Origin of the sequence: Paenibacillus sp. FSL K6-0108 (assembly GCF_045040695.1) — a bacterium.
Lineage (GTDB): Bacteria > Bacillota > Bacilli > Paenibacillales > Paenibacillaceae > Paenibacillus > Paenibacillus pabuli_B.
On sequence record NZ_CP150288.1, the window covers coordinates 4,220,873 to 4,244,663 of the forward strand.

20 protein-coding genes are annotated in these 23,791 nt (G+C 42.9%); 10 read left to right on the plus strand and 10 right to left on the minus strand.

Going from position 1 to position 23,791, the window contains the following annotated elements; genetic code table 11:
- The first annotated feature begins 21 nt into the window (after positions 1 to 21).
- From MHB49_RS19055 to MHB49_RS19065, 3 genes are all read left to right on the plus strand, one after another.
- A complete protein-coding gene (locus MHB49_RS19055) occupies positions 22 to 363 on the plus strand; it encodes a hypothetical protein (RefSeq protein ID WP_405152575.1) in 342 nt (113 codons plus the stop codon).
- A gap of 216 nt (positions 364 to 579) precedes the next feature.
- Positions 580 to 948 (plus strand): hypothetical protein, encoded by a 369-nt coding sequence (locus tag MHB49_RS19060; RefSeq protein ID WP_405152576.1) that lies wholly within the window; start codon positions 580 to 582, stop codon positions 946 to 948.
- A complete protein-coding gene (locus MHB49_RS19065; RefSeq protein WP_405152577.1) occupies positions 936 to 1,421 on the plus strand; it encodes a hypothetical protein in 486 nt (161 codons plus the stop codon). The genes MHB49_RS19060 and MHB49_RS19065 overlap by 13 nt, the downstream gene beginning before the upstream one ends.
- A 56-nt stretch (positions 1,422 to 1,477) precedes the next feature.
- Here MHB49_RS19065 and MHB49_RS19070 read toward each other — a convergent pair whose 3' ends face one another.
- Both MHB49_RS19070 and MHB49_RS19075 read right to left on the minus strand, forming a co-directional pair.
- Positions 1,478 to 2,989, minus strand: a complete 1,512-nt coding sequence (locus tag MHB49_RS19070) for an alpha/beta hydrolase family protein (protein WP_405152578.1) — start codon at positions 2,987 to 2,989, stop codon at positions 1,478 to 1,480.
- A 300-nt stretch (positions 2,990 to 3,289) separates the two neighbouring features.
- Positions 3,290 to 3,625, minus strand: a complete 336-nt coding sequence (locus MHB49_RS19075; protein ID WP_247897711.1) for a hypothetical protein — start codon at positions 3,623 to 3,625, stop codon at positions 3,290 to 3,292.
- A 390-nt stretch (positions 3,626 to 4,015) separates the two neighbouring features.
- On the opposite strand from MHB49_RS19075, the gene MHB49_RS19080 reads away from it, so the two are divergent.
- From MHB49_RS19080 to MHB49_RS19105, 6 genes are all read left to right on the plus strand, one after another.
- The gene (locus MHB49_RS19080; RefSeq protein WP_405152579.1) at positions 4,016 to 5,320 is read left to right on the plus strand and encodes a hypothetical protein; all 1,305 of its coding nucleotides are present in this window, start codon (positions 4,016 to 4,018) and stop codon (positions 5,318 to 5,320) included.
- A 481-nt stretch (positions 5,321 to 5,801) separates the two neighbouring features.
- Entirely contained in the window at positions 5,802 to 6,305 is a 504-nt protein-coding gene (locus tag MHB49_RS19085) for a DedA family protein (RefSeq protein WP_405152580.1), read from the plus strand.
- A 45-nt stretch (positions 6,306 to 6,350) separates the two neighbouring features.
- The gene (locus MHB49_RS19090) at positions 6,351 to 6,917 is read left to right on the plus strand and encodes a class I SAM-dependent methyltransferase (protein WP_405152581.1); all 567 of its coding nucleotides are present in this window, start codon (positions 6,351 to 6,353) and stop codon (positions 6,915 to 6,917) included.
- Between the two features lie 89 nt (positions 6,918 to 7,006).
- Positions 7,007 to 7,687: a response regulator transcription factor gene (locus MHB49_RS19095; RefSeq protein WP_247897715.1), complete on the plus strand. Its 681-nt coding sequence runs from the start codon at positions 7,007 to 7,009 to the stop codon at positions 7,685 to 7,687.
- 61 nt (positions 7,688 to 7,748) lie between these two features.
- The gene (locus MHB49_RS19100; RefSeq protein ID WP_405157181.1) at positions 7,749 to 8,780 is read left to right on the plus strand and encodes a sensor histidine kinase; all 1,032 of its coding nucleotides are present in this window, start codon (positions 7,749 to 7,751) and stop codon (positions 8,778 to 8,780) included.
- A 34-nt stretch (positions 8,781 to 8,814) separates the two neighbouring features.
- Complete coding sequence (locus MHB49_RS19105; protein WP_405152582.1) at positions 8,815 to 9,408, plus strand: class I SAM-dependent methyltransferase; 594 nt, start codon at positions 8,815 to 8,817, stop codon at positions 9,406 to 9,408.
- A 74-nt stretch (positions 9,409 to 9,482) separates the two neighbouring features.
- Here MHB49_RS19105 and MHB49_RS19110 read toward each other — a convergent pair whose 3' ends face one another.
- The 4 genes from MHB49_RS19110 to MHB49_RS19125 form a co-directional block, all read right to left on the minus strand.
- The gene (locus MHB49_RS19110) at positions 9,483 to 11,750 is read right to left on the minus strand and encodes a beta-glucosidase (protein ID WP_405152583.1); all 2,268 of its coding nucleotides are present in this window, start codon (positions 11,748 to 11,750) and stop codon (positions 9,483 to 9,485) included.
- A 19-nt stretch (positions 11,751 to 11,769) separates the two neighbouring features.
- Positions 11,770 to 13,002: a PTS sugar transporter subunit IIC gene (locus MHB49_RS19115; protein ID WP_247897718.1), complete on the minus strand. Its 1,233-nt coding sequence runs from the start codon at positions 13,000 to 13,002 to the stop codon at positions 11,770 to 11,772.
- Between the two features lie 210 nt (positions 13,003 to 13,212).
- The gene (locus MHB49_RS19120; protein WP_405152584.1) at positions 13,213 to 15,738 is read right to left on the minus strand and encodes a GH39 family glycosyl hydrolase; all 2,526 of its coding nucleotides are present in this window, start codon (positions 15,736 to 15,738) and stop codon (positions 13,213 to 13,215) included.
- A gap of 375 nt (positions 15,739 to 16,113) precedes the next feature.
- The gene (locus MHB49_RS19125; RefSeq protein WP_405152585.1) at positions 16,114 to 17,460 is read right to left on the minus strand and encodes a glycosyl hydrolase 53 family protein; all 1,347 of its coding nucleotides are present in this window, start codon (positions 17,458 to 17,460) and stop codon (positions 16,114 to 16,116) included.
- A gap of 215 nt (positions 17,461 to 17,675) precedes the next feature.
- Here MHB49_RS19125 and MHB49_RS19130 point away from each other — a divergent pair, with 215 nt between their 5' ends.
- Positions 17,676 to 18,260 carry a TetR/AcrR family transcriptional regulator gene (locus MHB49_RS19130; protein WP_405157182.1) on the plus strand — a complete coding sequence of 195 codons (585 nt, stop codon included), beginning with the start codon at positions 17,676 to 17,678 and terminating at the stop codon, positions 18,258 to 18,260.
- Between the two features lie 167 nt (positions 18,261 to 18,427).
- On the opposite strand, the gene MHB49_RS19135 is transcribed toward MHB49_RS19130, so the two are convergent.
- The 4 genes from MHB49_RS19135 to MHB49_RS19150 all read right to left on the minus strand — a co-directional run bounded on the left by MHB49_RS19135 (position 18,428) and on the right by MHB49_RS19150 (position 23,706).
- On the minus strand, positions 18,428 to 20,650 hold the full coding sequence (locus MHB49_RS19135) for an MMPL family transporter (protein WP_405152586.1): 2,223 nt from the start codon (positions 20,648 to 20,650) through the stop codon (positions 18,428 to 18,430).
- A gap of 200 nt (positions 20,651 to 20,850) precedes the next feature.
- Positions 20,851 to 21,522 carry a response regulator gene (locus MHB49_RS19140; RefSeq protein WP_405152587.1) on the minus strand — a complete coding sequence of 224 codons (672 nt, stop codon included), beginning with the start codon at positions 21,520 to 21,522 and terminating at the stop codon, positions 20,851 to 20,853.
- On the minus strand, positions 21,523 to 22,734 hold the full coding sequence (locus MHB49_RS19145; protein WP_405152588.1) for a sensor histidine kinase: 1,212 nt from the start codon (positions 22,732 to 22,734) through the stop codon (positions 21,523 to 21,525).
- A 219-nt stretch (positions 22,735 to 22,953) separates the two neighbouring features.
- Positions 22,954 to 23,706, minus strand: a complete 753-nt coding sequence (locus MHB49_RS19150; protein ID WP_405157183.1) for an SDR family NAD(P)-dependent oxidoreductase — start codon at positions 23,704 to 23,706, stop codon at positions 22,954 to 22,956.
- Positions 23,707 to 23,791: the final 85 nt, after the last annotated feature.

Genomic DNA, 23,791 nt, shown 5'->3' on the forward strand with positions numbered 1-23,791 from the left:
ATAAATAGTATGAGGTTATATTTGAATACTGCCTTTCAACTAGGCAAGGAATCGGAATTAATCAAGACATTATCCTCTACTGCTTCGGAGGAGAGCAACGAATACAAAAGTCTTAGAGACGAACTCGTTAAAGTTAGGCTTCAATCGGAAGCCTGGTATGTTTATATGTATAACAAAACTTCAGACGGGTGGATCTACACCGTGGATGGAGCCGATTGGAACGATAAGGAATACAGCCCTTACGGGACTGCAATGGAATTCAATCCTCAGATTCAGGAACGTTTGTTAAGTGGTGAAGTCGTCACAACGGGCATTGTAGATGATCCAACCTGGGACAGCTATTATCCTCCTTTGCACCAATAAAGGATTCGCAAGGTACTGTTATTGGCTATCTGGGCATTGATATTTCTGCTGAAGCAGTGAACCAAGTCTCCGAGACATCCTTGAATAATGCATATCGGACCATTATCCCGATTTTTGTGGTTGTACTCGTTCTATCTTTGGTTATGATGCTATTCATAGTAAGAGGCATTCTCGGACAAGTACGCGATATTAAGTCAAGCCTCGAACAAGTTGCTGATGGGAATACAGCGAGGATCCAATACCTTGCAGCACTCCTCGAAAAATATTGCGGAAACGGCTCAAACGAACCTGCTGCAGCAGTTTACCCATACTTCAGAGCAGTTATCTGCCGTGCAAATACAAGTTACACGTGAACATGAGGTTTTGCTTGAAAAGAGCCGCGAGAATGCGAAACGTGTTGAGCATCAGCTGGAAATTTCCAGTTCACTGACGACTCAATCGGAACTCGCTTCCTCCATTAGCGGACAAATACACAACATTTTAAAACAAACTCAAATTCTATCGCTGAATGCTTCAATCGAGGCAGCCCGCGCTGCGAAGCGGGAAAAGGCTTTGCGGTTGTTGCTGGTGAAATGGGACAGCTAGCTCAACAATCCGAACGTTCGATCCAGGAGATTGATGAGATCCTGAGTTCATTTGTTCAAGAGATACATCGTATGGGCAGTCATTTTGATGCGAATATGGTGGCAGTCAAGGAACAGGAAGAACAGATCGCTGATTGCCTCCAGACGTTCAGACAGGTTAGCCGCTTATCGAACGAAGTGCATGAGCTGGCTCAACGTTTGGAAAGCCGTACGGTGGATATGCACTCTATTCGTCAGGAAGTGGAGCAGCACTTGAGCTATATTGCTTCCGCAACCGAGGAAACTTCAGCCATGGCCGAAGAAGTCACGGCAAGTGCTGTAGAGCAGCAGCAGTCGGCGAACGAATTATCGAACATCTCCGGGCAGCTCGCCAGTCTTGCAGGGAACCTCAAATCATATTCTGATCAATTCCAAAATTCTGATGGCTCCGGAATGAGTACAGTTTTATTAGAAAACCCTCTTCAAATTATATAAGTAGTCGCTTTATGGGACAGGCAGGTATCGCAAAACTTTTGTTCTTAGAAGAAAAGTTAGTTGTACTTAATTAGCGACGTTGCGAACTTCACCTCCGGAAAGCGGCTATCCGGTCCATTTATTAAGACTCCGCCTTGATTTTTTAGATACACATCGAAGAAATCCAGCATATATGCATTGATAACGGAGTTCGCTCTTTCTGGATCAATCTTTCCTGTAATGCCCAGCATTTTGAAAACCGGAGAAATGAACTGTACGTCGGCAAAATTCAAATGTTCTGTATTTTCGATATACAGGATTTGTCCCCCTTCGTCGACCGTTTCGCGCATCCGTTCAAGCTCCAACTTTTTATCCTCCGTTACTTGATCCATCCACTCTCTTGTTGATCCCATCCGGTTAAGCTCTGCATCTGTGTAGACCCGATTATTTATTACCCTGTTTAATTCTTCGAAATAGCTTTCAGAATTGATGAACAAAAACGGCTTTTGCAGATCCTCTCTGTCACGCAGTCGATACAGCCCTCCATCCAAGTCTATTCCAACCGCGATTCGCGGATCGTAAGAAGCGTCGTAGGCCGTCGCTCCGCCGATGGAATGACCAAACACTCCAACATGACCGAGATCAATCCTCCCTTTTAAAGGACTTGGAATTTGCCCCGATTGGATGAGCTCGAATTGGTCCAACACAAACGCCACATCATCGGTTAAAACTTTTCCCAACTTGTCGCGACTTTCTCTTCCTGTTCGGTAATCATCGTTGGGCGAGAATAAGTCGTTGGTTGTGCTGGTCGTGATTCGACCGTCCGGAAACTCGGTTGCAAATGTATTGTAGGTGTGGTCGATCACTGCCACGATATATCCGTGACTCGCGAGATTCTCAGCTTGCGACGTATGGAGGAACCTGGACGATCCGAAGCCGGGATTCGCAAGGATCAACGGATATGAAGTCTGTGCCGAGGAGACTTCGGCTCCCGAATAAGCATGACTGGACACGTACTTCAAGTGCTGAAGAGTAAACTCAGGAAGGCCATAGTTCGCGGCCATATAACGTAAAATTGGAGTATCGGGAATAAAGGGAGCGTACTTGCCGGTGCCAGCTTGAACCGGATACCATACCTGAACCATTAACTCTCTCTTACCATCTTTGGCATCGTCGAAAACCTCTTCCCTATTTCTATCCACGAGATGAAAAGTTTGCATCCCTATCTTAAATTCCCCATCCGGCTCAGGTAGATTAAATACAGGAAAAGCATACATTAGACCCGCTGTTACGACCAGCATTATCGCTATAGCGGTATAAACTGAACCCAACAAGAATCGCGGGATTTTTTTGGGGCCTTTTTTTCTAAAATAGCTATAACCTGAAGTAGCTAAAAAAATGATCGTTATACAATATGGGAAAAATAGCTGAATTCTGTAGCCTTCCACCGTCCAATGAATGACCAGTAAAAGTGTGGCGATCCCGCTTGCAACGAATAGAGGAATTCTGGGCCGTCCCTTTTTTAATAAGAATGTTAATGCAAACAATCCGATGTTTGACAAAAAAAGCAACAGTTCAAACAACCTCATCTCGATTCTCCTTTTAAAAAATCCTATTTTTACTTGTTCCAATATTATCCTGCTAAGGCGCCCTAAGCTATCGATTCAACTTACATCTACCTTACACTTTTGTAATTCTAACTTGCTGTTTATAGGACTCGTAAAACTGTGGAATTGATCATACGAACCGATACATATTTAGATCACCTTTTAAACGGAAGTGACACAATGTTCTCGTCCACTACTTTGGACATGAACTTAGTTCTTAAAACAAAAAAGCCGCTACAATAGCGACTTTGAATTGGATTATGTTTTTGTACTGCATAGAATCTATCCGACGTATTGAAGTATTAACTGGTATATTGCTACGGAAAGCCCTAAAATACTCGCTTTCATTTTAGATGGATGATATCTTTTGCTGCGAAACAAATAAAGAAAAATCACTATAAATCCTAAGGGAATCCACAGCTGAAAAACACCTTCTGTTGTATAACGAGAAAAAATTGGAATAATGGAAGTGCTGATCAAAAAGTAAAAGAAAACGGTAAAACGTCTTGTTTCTAATTGCTTGCTCCACCTTACTAAAAAGAAAAAAATAATGATTCCGATAATCGTAATGTATAAAGGGGGTAGAAGAATAGAAACGTCCCCAAATTTGAATTCCATTTTATATTGCCCTCCTCTTTTTAATCATCACCATTTTTTTTCGGATGGTCATATACGGCGGCTTCCGGATTGGGGAAGCATGTACATTATATGTTATAATAGAAAGGTTGATTTTACCAAAAGTAAGGAGGAATGTAAAAAATATTGTAGGGTTTATAGTTTTCAATTAAGATTTCAGCTGTATTATGGAACCATTCCAAACAGGAGGTTCCAGACAAGGAACCATTAGATATGTTGAGGTACTTAATAGATCACGGAGCAAATAACAAATGTCACTTATTTAAGAGGTAAATCTCCCATTGATGGGGCGACAAGTTATAAACCAGACAAAATCACCCAATTTTTAGAAGAATATTGGCCATTACAGCAAGACTAGGAGGACCTCATATCATGAAAAGAATCACTAAACGTACATTTCTAATCACTACTCTAACAGCGTTCCTTACTATTTCCTTAACCCCTATCGCCACTCGCGTATCTGCTTCTGATTACAAGCAACTTCCAAAGCCAGAGTGGACCTATGACGTACCTACCGATACGACAACCCAAATACATAGTAAGAACTATTATTTCACAGGAAATATCTTCTACCCTATCGTATCAGAACAGACTAACTCTCAAACTGCATATACATTCTTGTATCAGTCAGATCGCTCTACCGGCAAAACTAAATCCGTAAACTCCCTATTAGCGATAGACGACAAAACTGGAAAACAGAAGTGGATTCATAATTCGCCTATGCCCTACAATTCGTTTGAGATAGATCAGAGCGGTAACGTCTACTACTTCGTTGAGGTAAATTCCGGTAACAAGAAGGTATACCAGTTGATCTCTCTGGATTCAAATAACAAGCCACGCTGGGTCAAAACATTCAAAGAGTACTTTCAATTCAATGTCCTAGAAGATGGGCGCATAGCTGTGGTTACTTTCACAAAAAACACCAGTGTGATCACTCTTTATACAAAGGAAGGCGAGCCACTTATCAAAAGGGAGTTCCCTGGCCACGTACGGCATATTCAGGGGAACTACGTCGGATTGATAAATTCTGATGCTCCGAGAAACACAACAACAATTGATATTTACTCCATTCCTACAGGAAAGAAGATTATTTCCGCTGTCCAACCGCAAGATCACGTCAATATTGTACATGCTGACTTTGAAGTTCTAAGTGGCGGAACTGTGATTGTTCCCATCTACGATGCAAAGATGAAAGTGGAAACCTTGCACGGCTACAAGCCTAACGGGGAAGAAAAATGGATCAGACCATTGCCTAAGCCAGCACAGGATGCCGTTTTCGGTACAACGTATGCGCATAATATGTACGATTCTTTTTACGTATCCTTAGGAAATAACTATCTGATTCAAGAGAAAGATAAGCTTAGTCTCTACAATACTAACAATCAATTGATTGCCACCAAGACGTTTACTGATTTACCTGCACAAGGACTGTTACAACGACTAAATGATCAGAGCATTGTCTTCGGAGCCGTCGACAAAACACAAGCTTGGTATGATTCATCTAAACCGGAGCCGAAGAAAGCCGCCTACTATATTCTGGATTCTAATACACTAAAAATAAAAAACTCTTTTGTAATCAATGACGCACTTTTTCACCAAGCCGATGTTCGTTTTCACGATGCAAATACATTCTATATCCAGATGAGTAAAACCATTGCCAAATACGTTCTAGAGTAGCATATGCAGACTGCTCATTAATTTTATTGAGATATCTTTTCCCGTTAGCTTAGGGAGAGAACCTCTTTTTTCCCTTGTATGACCCACGTAATCTCAGGTTCATCTCCTTATAGGGTTCTCATCCGATCCTATATCTTCAATGTTTTCCTTTATCCAAGAACGCAGCTTATCAGCATAGAAAGCTCGTTCATCTGGAATGTGAAAATGATGCCGTCATCTTTTTCTTCCACACCTTTCGGTGGCACGTTAACGTTAAATCATCCGAAAAGCATTGTTGTTGCGACTGTGCCACTTGATCACCGCTCTTAAATATATCCACCTTATCAAGTCTTGCCAGTAAGTTGGCAAGGCTTTTTGCCTTGCATGTAACCGTAGTATCGCTTTGCCGATGTAATCTTTAGATTTTCTTCAGAATTATGCTTATTAATTCCTTAGTTTTTTTCATTATGATTTCTATATCGACAAGAGAGGAGGCAAAAAAATGATCAGTAATACGATCTTAGAGCTACTACATCAGTATGGATATCTGATTTTTTATTTTGCCTTCACATTAGGGCCATTTGGCATTCCAATTCCGAATGAGATCACGATTATCAGTGGTGCCATTTTAAGTCACACGGGTGTTATCAATTCTTGTATCACATACTTCTGCATTTTAACAGGACTATTAACCGCCATTACCTTTGCTTATTTTGCAGGGAAGTTATTTGGACCCAAGATAAAACAGAGATTTCAACATAATAAGCACTTCGTTAAGGCTGAACTGATTCTGAACAAGAGTGGCAATTGGGCGATGTGCATCGGTTTATTCATTCCAATCGTGCGTTATGTTCTCCCTCTGGTCATTGGACTGGGCGGCGTTCAATATCGGAAATTTGCTCTCATTTCATATTCCAGTGCTTTGCTTTGGACCATAACGTATTTTACAGCGGGAATCTACTTCGGCGTTCCCATTCTATCAATGCTTCATTTATTACAATTCTAATCGATTTTGATAACATACCATCACATATACGGAGGAACCACAAACATGAATTCCAATGAACCTATTTTATTTCTGAAAAGTTTTCTTCAAAGCCCCAAACATGTTGGCAGCATCATACCCAGTTCCCGGTTTCTCGCTAACAAAATGGTGAACCAAGCGCCTTGGCTAGACGTAAAAGCAGTCGCCGAACTCGGATCGGGCACAGGTGCCATCACTCGTTATATTCATCAACAGGTACAAGATTCAACCCAAGTGTTATTGTTTGAGATGAACGAGAGGATGAGGAATAATCTGAAGACTGAATACCCTACTTTCCCCTGTTATCCAGACGCCTCTCGATTAGTGGAATCCATGAAGAAAGAGGGCGTTCAACAACTGGACTATATTTTTAGCGGGTTGCCTTTCTTCAACTTTGAGTCTGATTTAAGACACACTTTGGTAGATCAGATTCATAAAGCACTCAAACCTGGAGGGTTATTCATCGCCTTTCAATATTCACTTCAAATGAAAAAAACATTATCCGAGCACTTTATCATCGAAAAAGTTGATTTCGTGCCATTGAATATCCCTCCTGCCTTTGTTTATGTCTGTCGCAAAAAGGAAACAATTTAAACAGCTCAGGCTATGGTTTACACTGATATTATCCATTGATAAGGATTTATAAGTTTATTTAAAACAGGTCATAAAAGGAGTGTTGGATTGTGAGTACCGTTCTCGTTGTTGATGATGAGCCCGACATCCGTGATGTCATCCATGTCTATTTACGTAACGAAGGATATCAGGTCATTGAAGCAGCCAATGGTGAAGAAGCCCTAAATATTATCAAAACTACATCGGTCCAGCTCGTTATACTGGATGTGATGATGCCCATTATGGACGGAATCAAAGCCTGCTTCAAAATAAGAGAAGTATCCACCACCCCCATTATTATGCTGTCCGCCAAGGAAGAGGACATTGATAAAATTACAGGCCTGACTACCGGGGCTGACGATTACATGGTCAAACCGTTTAATCCGTTAGAATTACTAGCTCGCGTTAAGGCTCAGCTACGACGTCAAACACTGATTGGCAAAGCAGAATTCAATTCACTTATCTTGATCAAGGAACTTGCTATTGATACAAGTAAACATTCCGTGAAGTTAAAGGAGAATGACATTTCGCTTACGCCACTGGAGTTTTCCATTCTGGTGTTGCTTGCCAGCCATCCTGGTCAAGTTTTCAGCTCCGAAAAGATTTACGAAACCGTATGGAAAGAACCTTACGGGTATTCAGATAATACGGTTATGGTCCATATTCGCAATCTGCGAGAGAAGCTGGAAGTGAATCCACGAGAACCTCAGTATATTAAAACGGTATGGGGAGTGGGTTATAAAATTGATTAAACGATCTAACCCTTCTCATCGAACTCGAAAGAAGAAAATTCAGATTAACATTTTGATCCGAATTATTTTGAGTACCATTGCTGCCGCTGGCTTTAATAATATGCTAATTTACCTATCTATAGATGTTTTTAAAGCTTGGGATCAGGCTTGGTTTCGTAATTCGCTTCCGTATGTCATTACTCCAATTTTTATATTAACTTTTATCTTAACCTTCTTATTTTTAACACGTCGAATGGTTAAAGATATCATTCACTTGGAGCAAGGGCTTCAATTTATATCTGAAGGAAATCTGGACTACCGGGTGCCCGTTAATCGACAAGATGAACTTGGGCGAGTCGCTTCCAACATTAATCACATGACTGAACAGCTGCAGCTGCAGATGGTTAAGGAGCGCGAGCTGGAGAAATCCAAGATGGATATGATCACGGGCATCTCACATGACCTGCGCACACCGCTAACCAGCATAATTGGCTATATTGAGCTTCTAAGAACAGAATCATTTCAAGACAAAGCAGAGTATGACCGCTTCATTCAAAACACCTATAACAAAGCAACGCATTTAAAGAAGCTGCTCGATGACTTATTTGAATACACACGTCTAACCTCAGTGGATATGCGATTGGATTTGAGAAAGGTTGACCTATATCAGCTATTGGACCAGTTGCTATTTGAATTTGAACCTTTAGCTCAGGAAAATGGTATTCATATCGAGAAAGAGATTGGTGATTCCCCAATCATGGCCTGCGTGGATAGTGATAAGATTGCTCGGGCCATCGATAATCTTCTTATGAACGCCCTGAAGTATTCCTTGAAACCTGGTGCGATTCATATTCGAATGAGTATGCGTAATGACCACATTACCATTAAAGTCGAAAATAAAGGTGCGCCGCTCACAATAGAGCAAAAAAATAAGCTGTTTGATCGCTTTTATAAGGTTGATTATTCAAGAAGCAGCGAAGGCATTCAAACGGGGTCTGGTTTGGGTCTTTCGATTGCAAGAAATATTGCGGAGTTACATCAGGGTACCTTAACGCTTCAACATACGCTTAACGTATTTACATTCCAACTAAGCTTGCCTTCTAACATCCAGTGAAACATCGATGAATTCAACAATGGAGGATACCGCAATGAAAACATACGAACCGTTTCTTTTCCTGCAGGGATTCTTAAAGAACCCCAAACGAGTAGGGAGTGTCCTGCCCAGTTCCAAATTTCTAGCCAATAAAATTGTCCAGTCTGTACAATGGGATGAAGTTAAAACCATTGCAGAGCTGGGGCCAGGAACAGGTGTCATCACACGTCTTATGAGAGCAGAATTACCGAAATCTGCAACCGTGTTTTTATTTGAGCGAGACCCCAAAATGAGGAGTAATCTGAAGAAAACATATCCTGAATTCTTGTTCCATTCGAATGCATCCTATCTTTTGAAAAGGATCAATCAAGAACATGTGCATCAGTTGGATAGTATCATTTGCGGACTTCCATTTTTTAATTTTTCCAGAGAAATGAAACATAATATCCTTTCACAGATGCATACAGCACTTCGACCTGGAGGAATGTTAGTGTTATACCAGTACTCACTTCATATGAAGAAACGATTGGCTAATTTATTCGATATTAAGAAAATCCAATTTGCGCCCTTCAGCTTCCCTCCTGTTTTTGTGTATGTTTGTCGCAAAAAGAAAGATGATGGACTCAGTGAAACGAGAGAATCAGTATAAGTTCTTGTTCTGTCTTCATAAGAAGCGTTGAAAAAAAACCATCTATAAAAAGATGGTTTTTCAACGAATTAACATTACCGCGCCTTCTCAACACGAGCAATAAGTTCTTGAATCACATCGTCAGGCGACCGATCAATCATCCAATTTTGCCCAAACATCTGGAACAATTTCACTACAGGGAAGTCCTCCCAGAATCCAACGAATTCTTCGTTTAGATACACCTTGTCCGTGACATGCTCGTTCATTTCATCCAGGCACTCTTCTAACACTTTTTTTGCCACGGAATCGCTCAACCATTCGCTGAGCAGGCTGAACTTGTGGAACGTAACTTCTTCCTTTCCGAAGTTGCAATGCAAACGTTCGGTGACCCGGATGTCTCGGGATGAGCTGCCCAGTGCGATTTGGAAAAATCCACTCTCTGCAACCCAACGGTTATACTTGGTGTTGTAGAATGAGAAGTCTCTCTCTTCAAGCTCGAAGACGATTCTGCGTTTTTCGCCCGGCTCAAGCTCGATTTTGGCAAAAGCTTTTAATTCCTTCTCTGGACGGGTCCAATTGCATTCCTCGTCATGCACGTATAATTGAACAACTTCCTTCCCTTTTCGCTTGCCTGTGTTTTTCATTTGAAAGGACACCGTAACACCTTTCTCCACTTGAGCTACTTCGAGGTCCGTATATGAAAACGAAGTGTAGGACAAACCATGACCAAACGGGAATTGCGGTGCAAGTTCTTTACGGTCGTAATATCGGTAGCCTACAAACAGACCTTCGCGATAATACAGTTTGCCGTTTTCTCCCCGAATCCGCATGTGGGACGGGTTATCCGACAACTTCACAGGGAAGGTCTCGGATAATTTGCCTGACGGGTTCTCCTGTCCAAACAATACTTCTGCGATGGCTCTCCCCATGCCTTGGCCCGACAACCAAGAATGAACAACACCAGGCACAAGCTGCACCCATGGGCGCATGACAAGAGCAGAGCCACTGCTTGTCACCACGATGCACTTAGGCTGAACCGCTGCAACCGCCTGAATCAACTTCACTTGATGCTCCGGCAGATCGATGCTCTTCAGATCGCGCATCTCCGATTCGGCATATTCCGGTTGTCCAACGAACAGGACTGCCACGTCGGAATTCATGGCCAAAGATACACTTTCCTTAATCAAGTCTTCCTGAATAGAGTCATCCTCCGGGTAACCTTCAGCGTAACCCAATGTTACCGAGGCTCCGGCCAGCTCCTTAATTTCATCCCAAGGAATGTCAACTCTAGTAGGGGTTACCTTTGCACTGCCCGCCCCCTGAATTCGCGGTTTCTTGGCAAACCGTCCAATCACGGCAATCGACGAGATCGAATCCGACTGCAGCGGAAGAATCGCGTTTTCGTTTTTCAGAAGGACAATACTTTCGACTGCCGCTTTACGTGCAAGGGCATGATAGTTTTGATCTCCGTAAGAGTCTGTGGCTTGGTTGCTCGTCACCCGCTCGACCAGCTTCAAAATGCGGGCAACACTCCGATTCAGCTGTTCCTCGGAAAGATTCCCGTTCTGAATGGCTTCAACGATCGCTTTCGTATTGTAATGAGCAGGACCAGGCATTTCAAGATCAAGTCCAGCCTTCAGGCCGCGAATCCGGTCATTAACGGCAGTCCAGTCGGACAGAACAACACCTTCGTAACCCCATTCTTCTCTCAAAATGTCATTCAGCAGATGTTCATTCTCGCTTGTATACGTTCCATTTAACAAGTTATAGGAACACATCACCGTCCATGGATCAGATTTTTTGATGATACGTTCAAAAGCACTTAGGTAAATTTCGCGCAGTGTCCGCTCATCTATCTCCGAACTGGTTACCATTTTCTCAAACTCCTGATTGTTACCAGCAAAGTGTTTGAGTGAAGCTCCGACCCCCTCGCTTTGGATACCGTTAATGAATGATGCACCGAGTTCACCCGTCAAACATGGATCTTCCGAGTAGTACTCAAAATTTCTTCCGCCAAGCGGTGTTCTTTTCATGTTAATTCCCGGTCCGAGCAGTAACTCGACATCCATGGCCTTCGATTCACGACCTAGCGCGACTCCAACCTCATACATTAATTCTGTATTCCAGGAGGAGCCTATCGCAGAACCCGTAGGGTAACAGGTCGCGGGAACGTTCTCTGTCGTGATGCCCATTTCTTCGTCACTGTTCGTTTTACGGATCCCGTTAGTTCCGTCATACATATGAACGGGCGGGATATTTAACCGCTCAATTCCTTTGGTCATCCACATATTTAATCCTGCGCAGATGGAGGCTTTTTCGTTAAGAGTCATTTCCGTCAGCAATTCATTAATCGATTTGTTCATGTCAATTCATCCTTTTTAATCAGTTTTGTTCCTGTTCCTTTTTCAGTTCTTGAGCATCATATAGTTTGAAAAACGGGAACCATACAACGAATACAATTACGAGGATTATCGCCAGCAAAATGAGTCCGTTGACGCCGGACATAATGTAGGTGGACAGTCCGATTGGCGTATACCACAATTGAAAGATTTGGCTCGGAATTCTTGCAAAACCCATATCTAACGCCAAATACACAATAATCGGCGTGATCAGTCCGTTGATCCACATCGGTACCATGAGAAGCGGATTGAAAGCAATCGGTGCTCCGTACACAACTGGCTCGTTAATATTGAACAAGGAAGGGATAATGGTCGCCTTGCCAACAGACTTTAATTTTTTCGATCTTGCCAACAGGAACCAGACGACGAGTGGCAAGGTTGCACCCATTCCTCCAATACCAAGCCAGCCGGAGAAGAAAGTTTCGAAGGTATTAATATTGACTGGATCTTGTCCTGCCGCGACGAGAGCGGCATTCTCTTCGATTGCGGGTATCCATATGGCGTACCAGATTGGTGTCATGACCCATGGACTTACGCCGAAGGAATACAGGACAACACCGATGAAGTTAAATAATACAAACCCAGTCAGGCTTTGACCCATGGCATTGATGGGTTCGAACACGCTTACGATCAGTGCAAAGATATCGAAGTGAAGCTGGTATACGAGCAACCATCCAGAAGTTAACACCAAAGCAATAGGGACGAGAAAGTCGAACCAATCCATGATGAATTCGGGAAGAGATGATCCTTTTTTGAAAAATGAGAATTTATTGCATACATTCATGACAACTGCAACAAATACCCCCACCAAGAGCGCCGTAATCATACCGGAAGGACCAAATCGTTCAAGGATGAACTGAATGGTTCCATCTTCATTCACGCTTGGATTAAGAAGCATAACGAACAGGGAGACCCCTGACATCCCCGCAAGCAGCTTAATTTTGTGGCGATCCTTTTTTTCCATGACTACATACGGCGTCAAAAAAGCAATAAATAAACCCAACAAACCAAAACTGAATGTCGTTATGGGTGTCAGATCCGGCATTCCCGGAATGAAATCCTGCAAAATCGAAATTAATGTAATGATCGAACCGATAAAAATCATCGGGATAGCGACCATGATCGCTTCTTGAATCGACGAAACCCAAATATTGTTTGTAAACGCCTCCAATCTGGGCGCAAACGATTCTGTCATCCATTTCATAAAACGCTTCATCCAAACTCCCCCTACTTTCCTCTTAGCTGCTATAACCATAGTATAAAGATTTATGTTAACGCTTTCTTGTTGTAACTTGCCGCATCTTGGTTCGTTTTTTGTCCTCTTCATGTCTTTAATTCTATCTTGTCTGCTTCTGCTGGAATTAAACAACAAAAAACACCCCTTCCTTGCGGAAAGGATGCTTTCAGTTGTGGATTGCGCAATCATTTAGTACTGCCGATCGAGCGTAAGCAGCGTTATACCATGCGGCGGGAGCAAAATTTCTTTGTACCAATGTTCACCCCGCACGATTTCTGAGCGGATTACCGGACCGCTTCTGCCGTTTAAATAGGAGATCTCTTCTGTTGTTAAAGAATCTGGCGAACCCATACGGATCCACTCGTCAAATACCGATCCGTGCTCCCGATCCAGCCGATAACTAGTGCATTTATACGTTCCTGAGAGCATATGTAGCGAAAGTTCGAATGCCTTAATTCCTTTTTCCTCAAACACGTCATAACGCGATGAATCAGATAATTCGGACCAATCTCCACTCGCAAACAGCTGATCTACATGTACGTAGTGATAGAACAGGAACTGCATGCTTCCATCACTTTTTCGAGTTCCGACATAACCGTTTCCTTTTACAAGCAGCTCGTCCCCCAGCTTTTGCATTAGCTCAAACGCATAATACGCCGGCTTTTTCAGCCCGTCGCGATTGATCAGACCAAAACCTCCATAGAACGGAGAAGCAGGAACGATGCTTTCTTCGAATACGTCAGTAAAAGACCAGAAAGCCATCGCCTTAACGTTGCCGAGCGTATTCATGGTGTGGTAGATAACAAAAGGAGCCATAAACATCGTATCGTGCAGCAAGTTTCGGTCATACAGTGAAAAATTCCACTCCGTCACATGTAGCTCAACATGGCCATACGATGAAGCATTCATTTTTTGCCGTAAACGTTCAATGCTTTCCTTATAAAAAGAAGGCGGCATAATCTTCGTCAGACGATCTTCATCAATTTTAAGTTTCGGATACTCCGAATAAATATGGAACGAAAAGAAGTCTAGGGGCACCTCACGCTTTTGGCAATATGCCAAAAACTCTTCAGTCCAAGTATCGTTCCAGAGGGAGCCGTAACCCATCGCAGGCCCTCCCGTTTTCAGTTCGATCAACACGGATTTGATGGCACAAACGGTGGATTCATAAAATGCAAAGTATTCTTCCTTGCTCCCTGCCCAACAAACTCCTGCCAGATCAGGCTCGTTCCACACTTCGAAATACCATTTCTTCACTTCTTGCGCTCCATATCGATTCAAACAATGGCGAATGAATTCACTGACAAGTGCTTCCCACCGGGCGGGATCGGACGGTGGACTGATATTCCCTTTCCACTGAAATATCGTTTCATTAGACCTCGCAAGTAGGCTCGGCATGAAACTTAACTCCACAAATGGCCGGATCCCCTGACCCAATAGGAAATCATAAAGCTTGTCCACGTAAGACCAGTTGTAGACTGGTGTTCCATTCTCATTCTCGCTGTACACCATCATCTCATCATTGAATATGCCATGAAACCGGATAAAACGAAACGGAATTCGTGCCCTCAATTCGACCAGCTGCCTCCGCCAATCTTCGCGCAAGCCTTCTGCAGCTCTGCCTGCAGTCATGGTAATATTCCAGTGTTTCTCATACATAACTGTCGTGTGGTCTTTCCGTATCTCGATCAGATGTTGCTCTTCCATCAAGGTTTTCGTTGGTGGAAGCAGCACCTGCTGCGTTTCCGTTTTCTCGTCCAGGTACCGATACAACGATCCCATCGCGTTTAACGTGTCCATCTCATAATAATCCCCGCTTGAAGATTCCTCGTACGTTTTGGGCTTTCGGTTCTGGTTCGGATTGGGGAATTCTGGCGCGAGCGAAGCTTCGCGGTAGGAGCCGGGCGTGCAGTCGTACTTTTCTTTGAAGTATTTGTTGAACAGTTTTACATTGGCGAAACCACAGTCCAGTGCGATTTCCGAAATTTTTTTCTCACTCCCTGCCAGTTGAGCCTGGGCTTTCTCCAGGCGAATGAGCGTCAAGTATTTTTGGAAGGGGATTCCGATTTTATCGGTAAAAAAATGGGAGAAATAATGCAAGCTCAAATGCTCGGAAGCAGCCATGTCTTGCAGCGTAATCTTTTCACTGTAATGGCTGTCAATGTACGCAAGGACCCTGTTCAATCTTTTATAATCGTACTCCTTGCTGCTCTCCTCTGCATCCAGATTCGTCCCATCGGAAAAATATCGAAGAAGGCATCCACATAACGTCTGCAGTCTGCCTATCGTGTAGCTTCGATAACCCTTCGTTTTTTTGTTGATTTCCCATACCATTTGAGCGAGGTTTTGTTTGATACTAGTTAAACGTAATTTATCCCCATCATTATTCAGAGCAGAATTGCAGGAAATAAACGCATTAGTGTTCAGCAGTTCCGGACCGAACTGCAATGTCAGAAGTACATTGTCTTGATTGGTCCGTTCAATCTTATGGACAGACATGCTATTTACCACGATTACATCATCTTCATAAAGCGTGTACTGCTTTTGATCCAAATACATGAGGATTGAACCTTGAAGGACATACACAATTTCAACTTCCTTATGCCAATGAAAATCAACATGTTTCACGCTGTTTACAAAGAGCTTCATGGGTAGGTCGTCCTGATGCTGTATAAACTCGTATAGATAACGAATCGACTTCTCCTCCCCTTGCATTAAATGATTATAGACATAGCGTTTACAATAAAACAAAAGACTACACCTAACCGTATGCATCTGTGCTCAATAATAGCTATACCTTTTCTAATTTCGAAAATATCACAAAACCGATGTAAAAATATTAAGATGAATGTTGGGAGTGTGGGCAGGAAGAAATAGTAGGTTACGTTTGGATATAAGATCATCGAAAAGGAACCAAAGATCACGGCAATCACGATATGCAGCAGCTCTAGGCCACATGGCAACAAGTCCTGCTAAGAATGGAATCTATGCTTGCGTCTATACTTAATTCGACACTTGCACTTTGTACTTATTAGTTTAAGCGTCAATAGGACCATGTTCTTGTCACTCGACATAAAAATATACCTTATTTTAATTTGTCTCTTCAGAAATAGCATCCATTAATATTTTCTTGGCTTTAGCGCCATTGTCCAAGTAATCAAACATTGACATACTCCCCCAATCACTGAAATCAGGAGCCCAATACCGGATCCCTATAAGACCGTGTGTTTTTCCCCACTCGATCACATCATGATAGATAGCAGCTTGTCCTTCTTCATTATGTGGGTAACCCTTGACGGTTTTGGACCATCCGGCATACGCACCTTGCACCTCACCTGAAGGATAAGAAAACTCGGCGATAAATACAGGAATACCTACCTGTTTGTTAATGGCAGTAACGATTTTTTTATACATAACCATTTTATCAATGTATACTCCTGGCGCGCTAGGATAAAAACTGATACCAGCAGTATCAACTGGAAATCCATTTTCCTTTAACGTCTTGAAATATGTGACTGCTGTATGCACCGTTGTGACTACGGTTGCGATATGAGTTGAAAACTTGACCTTACTTGAATCAAGTCCCAAATTCTCATAAGCACTTTTAATTCCGTTGGCAACTGAAGCCATCTGTACTGCATTGTACTTCCATATATTGTTCTTGAGCCAGTTGGTACGCATGACAGAATAGACATGTCTCATAACCCCCGGAACCTTCTCCAGCTTTTCGTTTACTGCGGTTTTTAATCCGATGCTTACTCCTGCAAAACCATAGTTAGCTTCATTGCCAATGTTCCAGTTCTCTACTGTAGCACCCGTTTTCAAAATTTCGGTAGCGACAAACTCACCGTAAGCCTCCAGAACGACGTTCATTTCATTCAATGTTAATTCTTCCCACTGCTTCGCTTTTTGCAAGGCGTAGATCTCGGGATATTCTTCGAAGTTAGGAGCTTGTTGCCGGTCCATATCCATATAAGTGTAAGCAAGCATGAGTTCAGGGTTTAACGGTATTTTTAATTTCGCTGCCATTTGGGCCAACTCTAATCCCTGTTCTAAAGTGTGGTAATTAGCATTTGAATCTTCCTCACCATTCAACATGTTATCTTCAGTAGGATACCTTTTTGTCGCAATTCGTGCGTACATCTCCGTAGCACCTGATGAAATGTACATTCTTTCTAAATCCTCTCTGTTATTTGCAGTTAAATTCCCGGCAGCGTAAGTGTAACCTTTCTGAAATGCATTTCCCGAAAATGGGCTCACCGAAAGCGCTACGCGAAAGTTTTCAGTACTATTAGCAGGTACGTAATTTTCATCTTCAACATACACTGATAAATTTCTTACAATAACGCCTGCTACGATTAGAACAATGATAAGTACAGAAATCATGATCTTTGTTCTTGTTCTCATATGCTGCAATAACCATTTTAGTTTGTTCATTTATAATGAAGTCTCCCTTTATAGCTTATCCTAGCTAGTGATCTGATTAGGGTTATTTGAGTATAAAATCGTTTAATATCTACTTCGTTGACAAATAGAATTGCAATTGTTAGCATAACCTGAGTTACAGAGACAAGGAGGTTATCCCTATTCAACCCCGAGAACGCCAGGAAAATGAGCGAAGCGAGCTGCGAGAGAAACGCCGTTTAAGCATCATTGAAGCTGCCATTTCTATTTTCACACAGCAAGGTTTCGAAAAGGCTACCATGCAGGAAATTGCCAAGGCTGCAAGCCTTGGCGTAGCTACTGTATTCCGCTATTTCCCCAAGAAAGAACATTTGATTGTTGCCGTTGCTTCATATATTGTTCAGTCCGAAGTGGTTATCTTTGAAAAGATTGTGCATGGAGATGGAACATGTTACGAGAAATTAAATGAAATATTCGACACCCTGATTTTCTTTCAGCAAGCTGAGCATCAACAAAACTCCAAGTTGATTGAAGCCTTTGAATGTTACGTAGCGCTTTCGAAAGAGCCTGTAGAGCATTTGGAATTGTATCAAACGGAATATAATAAAATCATTGGACTATTTACCAAATTGGCAGCACTGGGAGAACAGGATCGTTCTGTCCGTGCTAGTTCGAATTCCGTCAACATTCTACTTACGATGATGAATGTATTCGGAACATTTTCCAAGAAAATGTCCATGCTGGAAGGTATCGATGCATTCAACACTCGTGTAGACCCATCCGAGCAATTCAACTTACTTAAATCTCTTTTTCTAGAGTCTTTGAAACCTTGACTTCAATTCTTATGAACGCTGTAAACTGATTCATGACATCCAACGGAGAAGGCGCTGCAGTTTTGGGCAGCCCCCTCATCCTCTACTTTTTACATCTGGTGAGTACCCATTTCGTGTCCATCCACTCATGAGGAATATCAAGAAAACTATTGGTAAATAGACGTAACTTAGCCATGTTTTTCACCAGAGACGGTCTTTCCAGTAATGGTTTGATCAAAACCACTGGTGGCTTTATGGTTTTCTCTCATAACCGATTCGCCTTCTACATCGATGTTAGGCAACAAGCGATCAAGCCATGCAGGGATATACCAGGCGCTTTTGCCAAGAAGGGTCATTATAGCTGGCACAAGTGTCATACGCACGATGAAAGCATCCACGAGTATGCCAAATGCCAGAGCTAATCCCATGGATTTGATAATGGTATCTTCGGCAAAAATGAAGCTGGCAAACACGGCAATCATTATCAAGCCAGCAGCAGTAACGACGGGCCCACTATGGTTTATCCCGCTTTTTACCGATTGACGTGCATCTCCGGTCTTAGTGAAGTCTTCACGCATCCGGCTGACAAGGAACACCTCGTAGTCCATGGCAAGTCCAAACAGAATTCCAGTGACAAGAATGGGAAGGAAACTAAGCACCGGCCCAGGCTCAGGGATACCGAACATATTGGCCAGATAACCATCTTGAATGACCCAGACAATAAAACCGAGTGTTGAACCCAATGTAAACAGAAAACCAAGTACAGCCTTAATCGGTACAAGCAAAGATCGGAAAACGAGCATAAGCAGTACAAAAGCAAGACCAACAATCAATAAAGCGAACTTAGGTAATGCCTGTTGCAATTTCTCCGAAATATCAATGTTAACCGCAGTCCCACCGGTAACCATAATCTCGACCTGTTTATTGTTTTGTTGATCGGCTTTTTCACGTATAGTCTCCACAAGTTCAGTCGTTCGAATATCGTGCGGGCCTGTCTTGGGTAACACTGTAATGATGGCTGCATTTCCCGATGGACTCGGTATTGCGGGTGTTGCACTAGAGACATTCGGCAGATCGTTGATGTAAGCCATTGCTTGAGCGATTGCTGCTTGAGGGTCGTCACTGTTATTAGCTTTAGCGACAATCACGAGTGGGCCATTGAACCCTTCACCGAATCCCTCAGCCATCAAATCATATCCACGGCGCTCTGTCGTTTCAGTCGATTTCAGGCCATTGTCCGGCAAGCCCAGCTGCATATGCAGAAAAGGCAAGGTACACATCGTTAAGACGGCAATACATAGAATGGCAGTAAGCCAAGGCTTTCTAGTGACAACTCGACTCCAAGCGTTTTCGTTTGATTTCTCTTTTTTGCTCCCGGACCATTTTCTCAGCCAACGATTTTCGCGGGACGGACTGATGCGGTCTCCTGCTGCAGCCAATATGGCTGGTACGAGAATGATTGCAATGAGGACAGCTACAAATACGCTAATAGCAGCCGCTAGTCCCATCATCGTAATGAAGGGAATTTGTACGACGGATAAACCCACTAATGCGATAATTACAGTCAGTCCTGCAAATACAACCGAGCCTCCTGCTGTTGCGTTAGCCTGAGCTATCGCTGTTTCTCTATCATATCCTTCTGCCAACTGCTGACGGTACCGTGACATGATAAATAGTGCATAATCAATACCGACTGCTAAGGCAAGCATGACTGCTAACGTAATGGAGAATGATGACATCGATACGAAATTAGAACCAATGATTACAGTCATTAGACCAATTCCGAGTCCTATGACCGCTGTAAGTATGGGTAGTCCTGCTGCTAGAAACGAAGTAAACGTAAACGCTAGAATCATGAAGGCAATTAGGATACCAATGACTTCGGATATGCCCCCTACTTCTATTTCAGAAAAGGCAACACTGCCTCCAATCTCTGTTTGAATCCCTTCCTTACCGAGCCACTCTGCAATGTTCAACACATGCTCTTTCGAGTTCTCATCCACTTCACTGGCGGGTTTAGAATACGTAATGTCCGCATAACCAATCTTTTTATCCGCACTTAGAGTCATTGACTCGAATGGGCTAGCTACAGATTTGACTGATAAATCCGTCTTTACATCTTTCAGGGCTTGCCGAATGTAATTTTTGTTTGCCTCGGAAGTCAATGAATCATTTTTCGCTTTGAAAATGAGCCTGATCTGACCACCGTCATCTGATGATGGAAACTCTGAGTTTAGTACTTTCGCTGCCTGATCCGACTTCGTTCCTGGTATAGTCATTTCACCCGTAAACGAAGTACCCATACCAAGTCCTAAAGATGCAAGCACAATAAGAAGTGTTAGTCCCATCGTAATGACCATTTTCCGTTTTCTCGTTGACCAAACCCCGAGACGATATAACCATTTTGCCATAACTTATTTCTTCCCCTTTCACTTCCACAAAAATCCAAGAGCTATCTAAGGAAATGCTCTGTACCCTCATGTTAACGAAATAAAACCAAAAAAAAATCGTACGAAAGGGCAAGCCTTTCATGTACGATGGGGCATAGAAGGGATAGGTCATAACGGGCATACCATTTTTTATCTTTGATTACGAAAGAGTGCATTCCAAGTTACAAGTGTAAAATCCCCTTTTCGACAGCTACTGCAACAGCTTCTGATCGCGAATTCACTCCAAGTTTGTTGTAAATGTTGGTGAGGTATGCTTTTACTGTTCTCTCGGCAATACCCATATCAAAAGCAATATCTCTGCTGCGTAAACCACGAGCCACAGCTTGTAAAACGAGTAACTCTCTCTCACTAATCAGGGTTGACTCCTTGTCAATTAATAGTTGTGGCTGTGTTTTGGGTTCTTGAGCAGACTTCGTATGAAACGCAAAGACTCTTGACGTTATTTCAGGTTGAAGTAGTGTTTCTCCACGAATGGCAGAATCCAACGTTCGAAATAATTGTTCTCGGCTCGTATCCTTGAGCAAGTACCCTTTGGCTCCAAGGGAAAGTCCCTCGATCATCAAGTCATCTTCGTTGTATGTCGTTAGAATAATGACAGGTATACAAATGTGTTGCTCGTTCATACGTTTCAAGGTATCCAAACCACTGAGTCCCCCGGGCATATTCAAGTCCAGAAGAATGACATCAGGCATTTTGTCTAACATAATTCGGATCGCTTCTTCTCCTTCCTCAGCCTCTCCGACAATGAGATAGTTGTCACTGGTCTCCAATATTAATTTAAGTCCTTCACGCACCACCCAATGATCATCGACGATGAGTATGTTATATTTCATTCAGATTTCTCCTTTTTCAAGTGGAACACGAAACAAAATAGTCGTTCCTTGTTTTCCGCTTTCAATCTCTATGTTGCCACCTATCAACCTGGCCCGTTCATTCATCCCGATCAAGCCATAGTGCCCGGATTGTTTTCCGATTCGGTCTACGCTAAAGCCCCTTCCGTTATCTCGTATAATAAGATGGAAATCTTCTTTCTCCAAAGCCATGTGAATGGTTACGCTCGTTGCCTGAGCATGCCTGGCTATGTTCATTAGCGATTCACTTAAAATGTGCAATACGTGCTCCATTCCTACTTTGGATATGAAACTCGGAGCATACCCGTCCAAAACGACTTCAATTCCGGTTGCCTGTTGGAAACGTAGCGTCTGTTCCTGTATTGCCTCTCCAAAGGTAATAGCCGGTGTGGCCTTGGTCCGAAGATCATCAATGGCTTTGCGTGCATCAGCCAATGTTTGGCGTGCTTGACCCATTGAACTGCGGATAATCTCGTGGGCGCGCGGAAAACTCCTTCGATTCATGTGCTCATCGACGGCCTCCAGCTGCATTATAATACCAGCGAGTCCTTGAGCCAATGTATCATGCAGATCTCTTGCCATACGTTGTCGCTCGCTTGTTAGCGTCAATTCCTCTACTTTTTGATGAGCCTTCTCCAGCTCATGCAGAAATGTTAATGTTCTAACACGGGCATTGACCTGACGATAGTAAAGCACCGCATAGGATACCACGACAACGATCATCATTAACAATAATAGAATTAACAAGGCAACATCCGTACCAGATCGGGTAGACAGGGTTACCGTGCAGAATAATAAATATAATACAAACGCAACTAACACGATTTTTGCCGTTTCATAATAAATGGCAAAGGTTTGTCCAATCAATACCGGAATTAAACCGATCAACACAGCAGGCATTCCATCTGGCATTAACATGGCACTGCCGTAAATTAACCCTGCTTGAAGAAGTATATAGAGCAATTTGGATCGTTGTATAATTTTGTTTACTTCCCAGTACACCATGGTATGAATTAACATTGCAGCTACAAAGATAATACTGGGTACTAATATAGGGGATGACATCGTTTGCAGGATCAAAGTAGCCATGGCAACAAGCCAAAGCCAGATGATTATGGGAATACGTGAAGACGCAATCGGGTCCGTTTCTTCATTTATTCCAGACGGATTCGCCTTCTTCCGTACTATTTTCATGGGATCACCTCTTGTATAAGTCATTATAGTCCAAATCACGACCAAAAAGATGTACGATCGTGCATGCCCTTTCGTACATCCCTTTTGGTAATGAAAATCGTCCACAAGTTAGACTTATGGACGATAACTTTGAAGAATTATGCGAAACTTGCCAAAATGGTTCTCCCTCCGGACAGTTCCTATATTTATAGCATTTCAGAAGGTGAACTTGAACCATGATTAGAGTGTGATGCCACCATCTGCGAGGATGATTGATCCTGTCATATAACTGGAATAATCAGATGCAAGGAACGCTACGATCTGGGCGAGTTCTTCAGGCTCTGCATAACGACCGATCCGCATATTAGGGAACTCTTCAGGTACGTAACCGCTCTCCTGCAGCGATTGGGGAACCGCAGCCGTTAATGTTGTAGCTACCCCGCCTGGACAGATGGCATTGATACGAATACCTTTGCGTACATATTCAAGGGCCGCTGCTTTGGTCAAACCTGCAACCGCATGTTTGCTTGCGGTGTATGCAGCCAGACTGTGTTCAGCACGAATAGCCGTAGTAGACGCCGTATTAATGATATGCCCGAATCCCTGTTTATCCATAACCTGCAAGGCATATTTCATGCCTAAAAAGATCCCTTTCACATTCACATCCATGATCCTTGTAAATTCTTCCAAGGAGATATCCTGGAAACGTTGGAATTTCTGGAGTATGCCCGCGTTGTTGAATGCAACGTCAATTTTTCCATAGGCATCTACTGCTTTTTGAATATAGTTTTGAACATCGCTCTCTTTGGATACGTCAGCCTGTACAAAAGTAGCTTCGCCGCCATTTTCGCGAACCAGTGCTAACGTTTCTTCCCCTGTCTGCTCATTGAAATCAACCAGTACAAGCTTAGCTCCGCGAGATCCCATCATCACGGCGCTGGCTCTTCCGATTCCACTGCCAGCTCCCGTAACAACGATCACTTTACCTTCCAGAGAAAAACCTTCTTTATTTCCTGTCGGTGCACCAATCGCTTGCTTCTGAACTGTTGCTCCAAACGCAATGGCTGCAAGGTCCTGC

Coding starts and splice junctions, on each gene's coding strand:
- MHB49_RS19060 (WP_405152576.1), top strand. CDS start 580: ATGGGAATACAGCGAGGATCCAATACCTTGCAGCACTCCTCGAAAAAT.
- MHB49_RS19065 (WP_405152577.1), top strand. CDS start 936: ATGGGACAGCTAGCTCAACAATCCGAACGTTCGATCCAGGAGATTGAT.
- MHB49_RS19070 (WP_405152578.1), bottom strand. CDS start 2,989: ATGAGGTTGTTTGAACTGTTGCTTTTTTTGTCAAACATCGGATTGTTT.
- MHB49_RS19075 (WP_247897711.1), bottom strand. CDS start 3,625: ATGGAATTCAAATTTGGGGACGTTTCTATTCTTCTACCCCCTTTATAC.
- MHB49_RS19080 (WP_405152579.1), top strand. CDS start 4,016: ATGAAAAGAATCACTAAACGTACATTTCTAATCACTACTCTAACAGCG.
- MHB49_RS19085 (WP_405152580.1), top strand. CDS start 5,802: ATGATCAGTAATACGATCTTAGAGCTACTACATCAGTATGGATATCTG.
- MHB49_RS19090 (WP_405152581.1), top strand. CDS start 6,351: ATGAATTCCAATGAACCTATTTTATTTCTGAAAAGTTTTCTTCAAAGC.
- MHB49_RS19105 (WP_405152582.1), top strand. CDS start 8,815: ATGAAAACATACGAACCGTTTCTTTTCCTGCAGGGATTCTTAAAGAAC.
- MHB49_RS19110 (WP_405152583.1), bottom strand. CDS start 11,750: ATGAACAAATCGATTAATGAATTGCTGACGGAAATGACTCTTAACGAA.
- MHB49_RS19115 (WP_247897718.1), bottom strand. CDS start 13,002: ATGAAGCGTTTTATGAAATGGATGACAGAATCGTTTGCGCCCAGATTG.
- MHB49_RS19120 (WP_405152584.1), bottom strand. CDS start 15,738: ATGCAAGGGGAGGAGAAGTCGATTCGTTATCTATACGAGTTTATACAG.
- MHB49_RS19125 (WP_405152585.1), bottom strand. CDS start 17,460: ATGAACAAACTAAAATGGTTATTGCAGCATATGAGAACAAGAACAAAG.
- MHB49_RS19135 (WP_405152586.1), bottom strand. CDS start 20,650: ATGGCAAAATGGTTATATCGTCTCGGGGTTTGGTCAACGAGAAAACGG.
- MHB49_RS19140 (WP_405152587.1), bottom strand. CDS start 21,522: ATGAAATATAACATACTCATCGTCGATGATCATTGGGTGGTGCGTGAA.
- MHB49_RS19145 (WP_405152588.1), bottom strand. CDS start 22,734: ATGAAAATAGTACGGAAGAAGGCGAATCCGTCTGGAATAAATGAAGAA.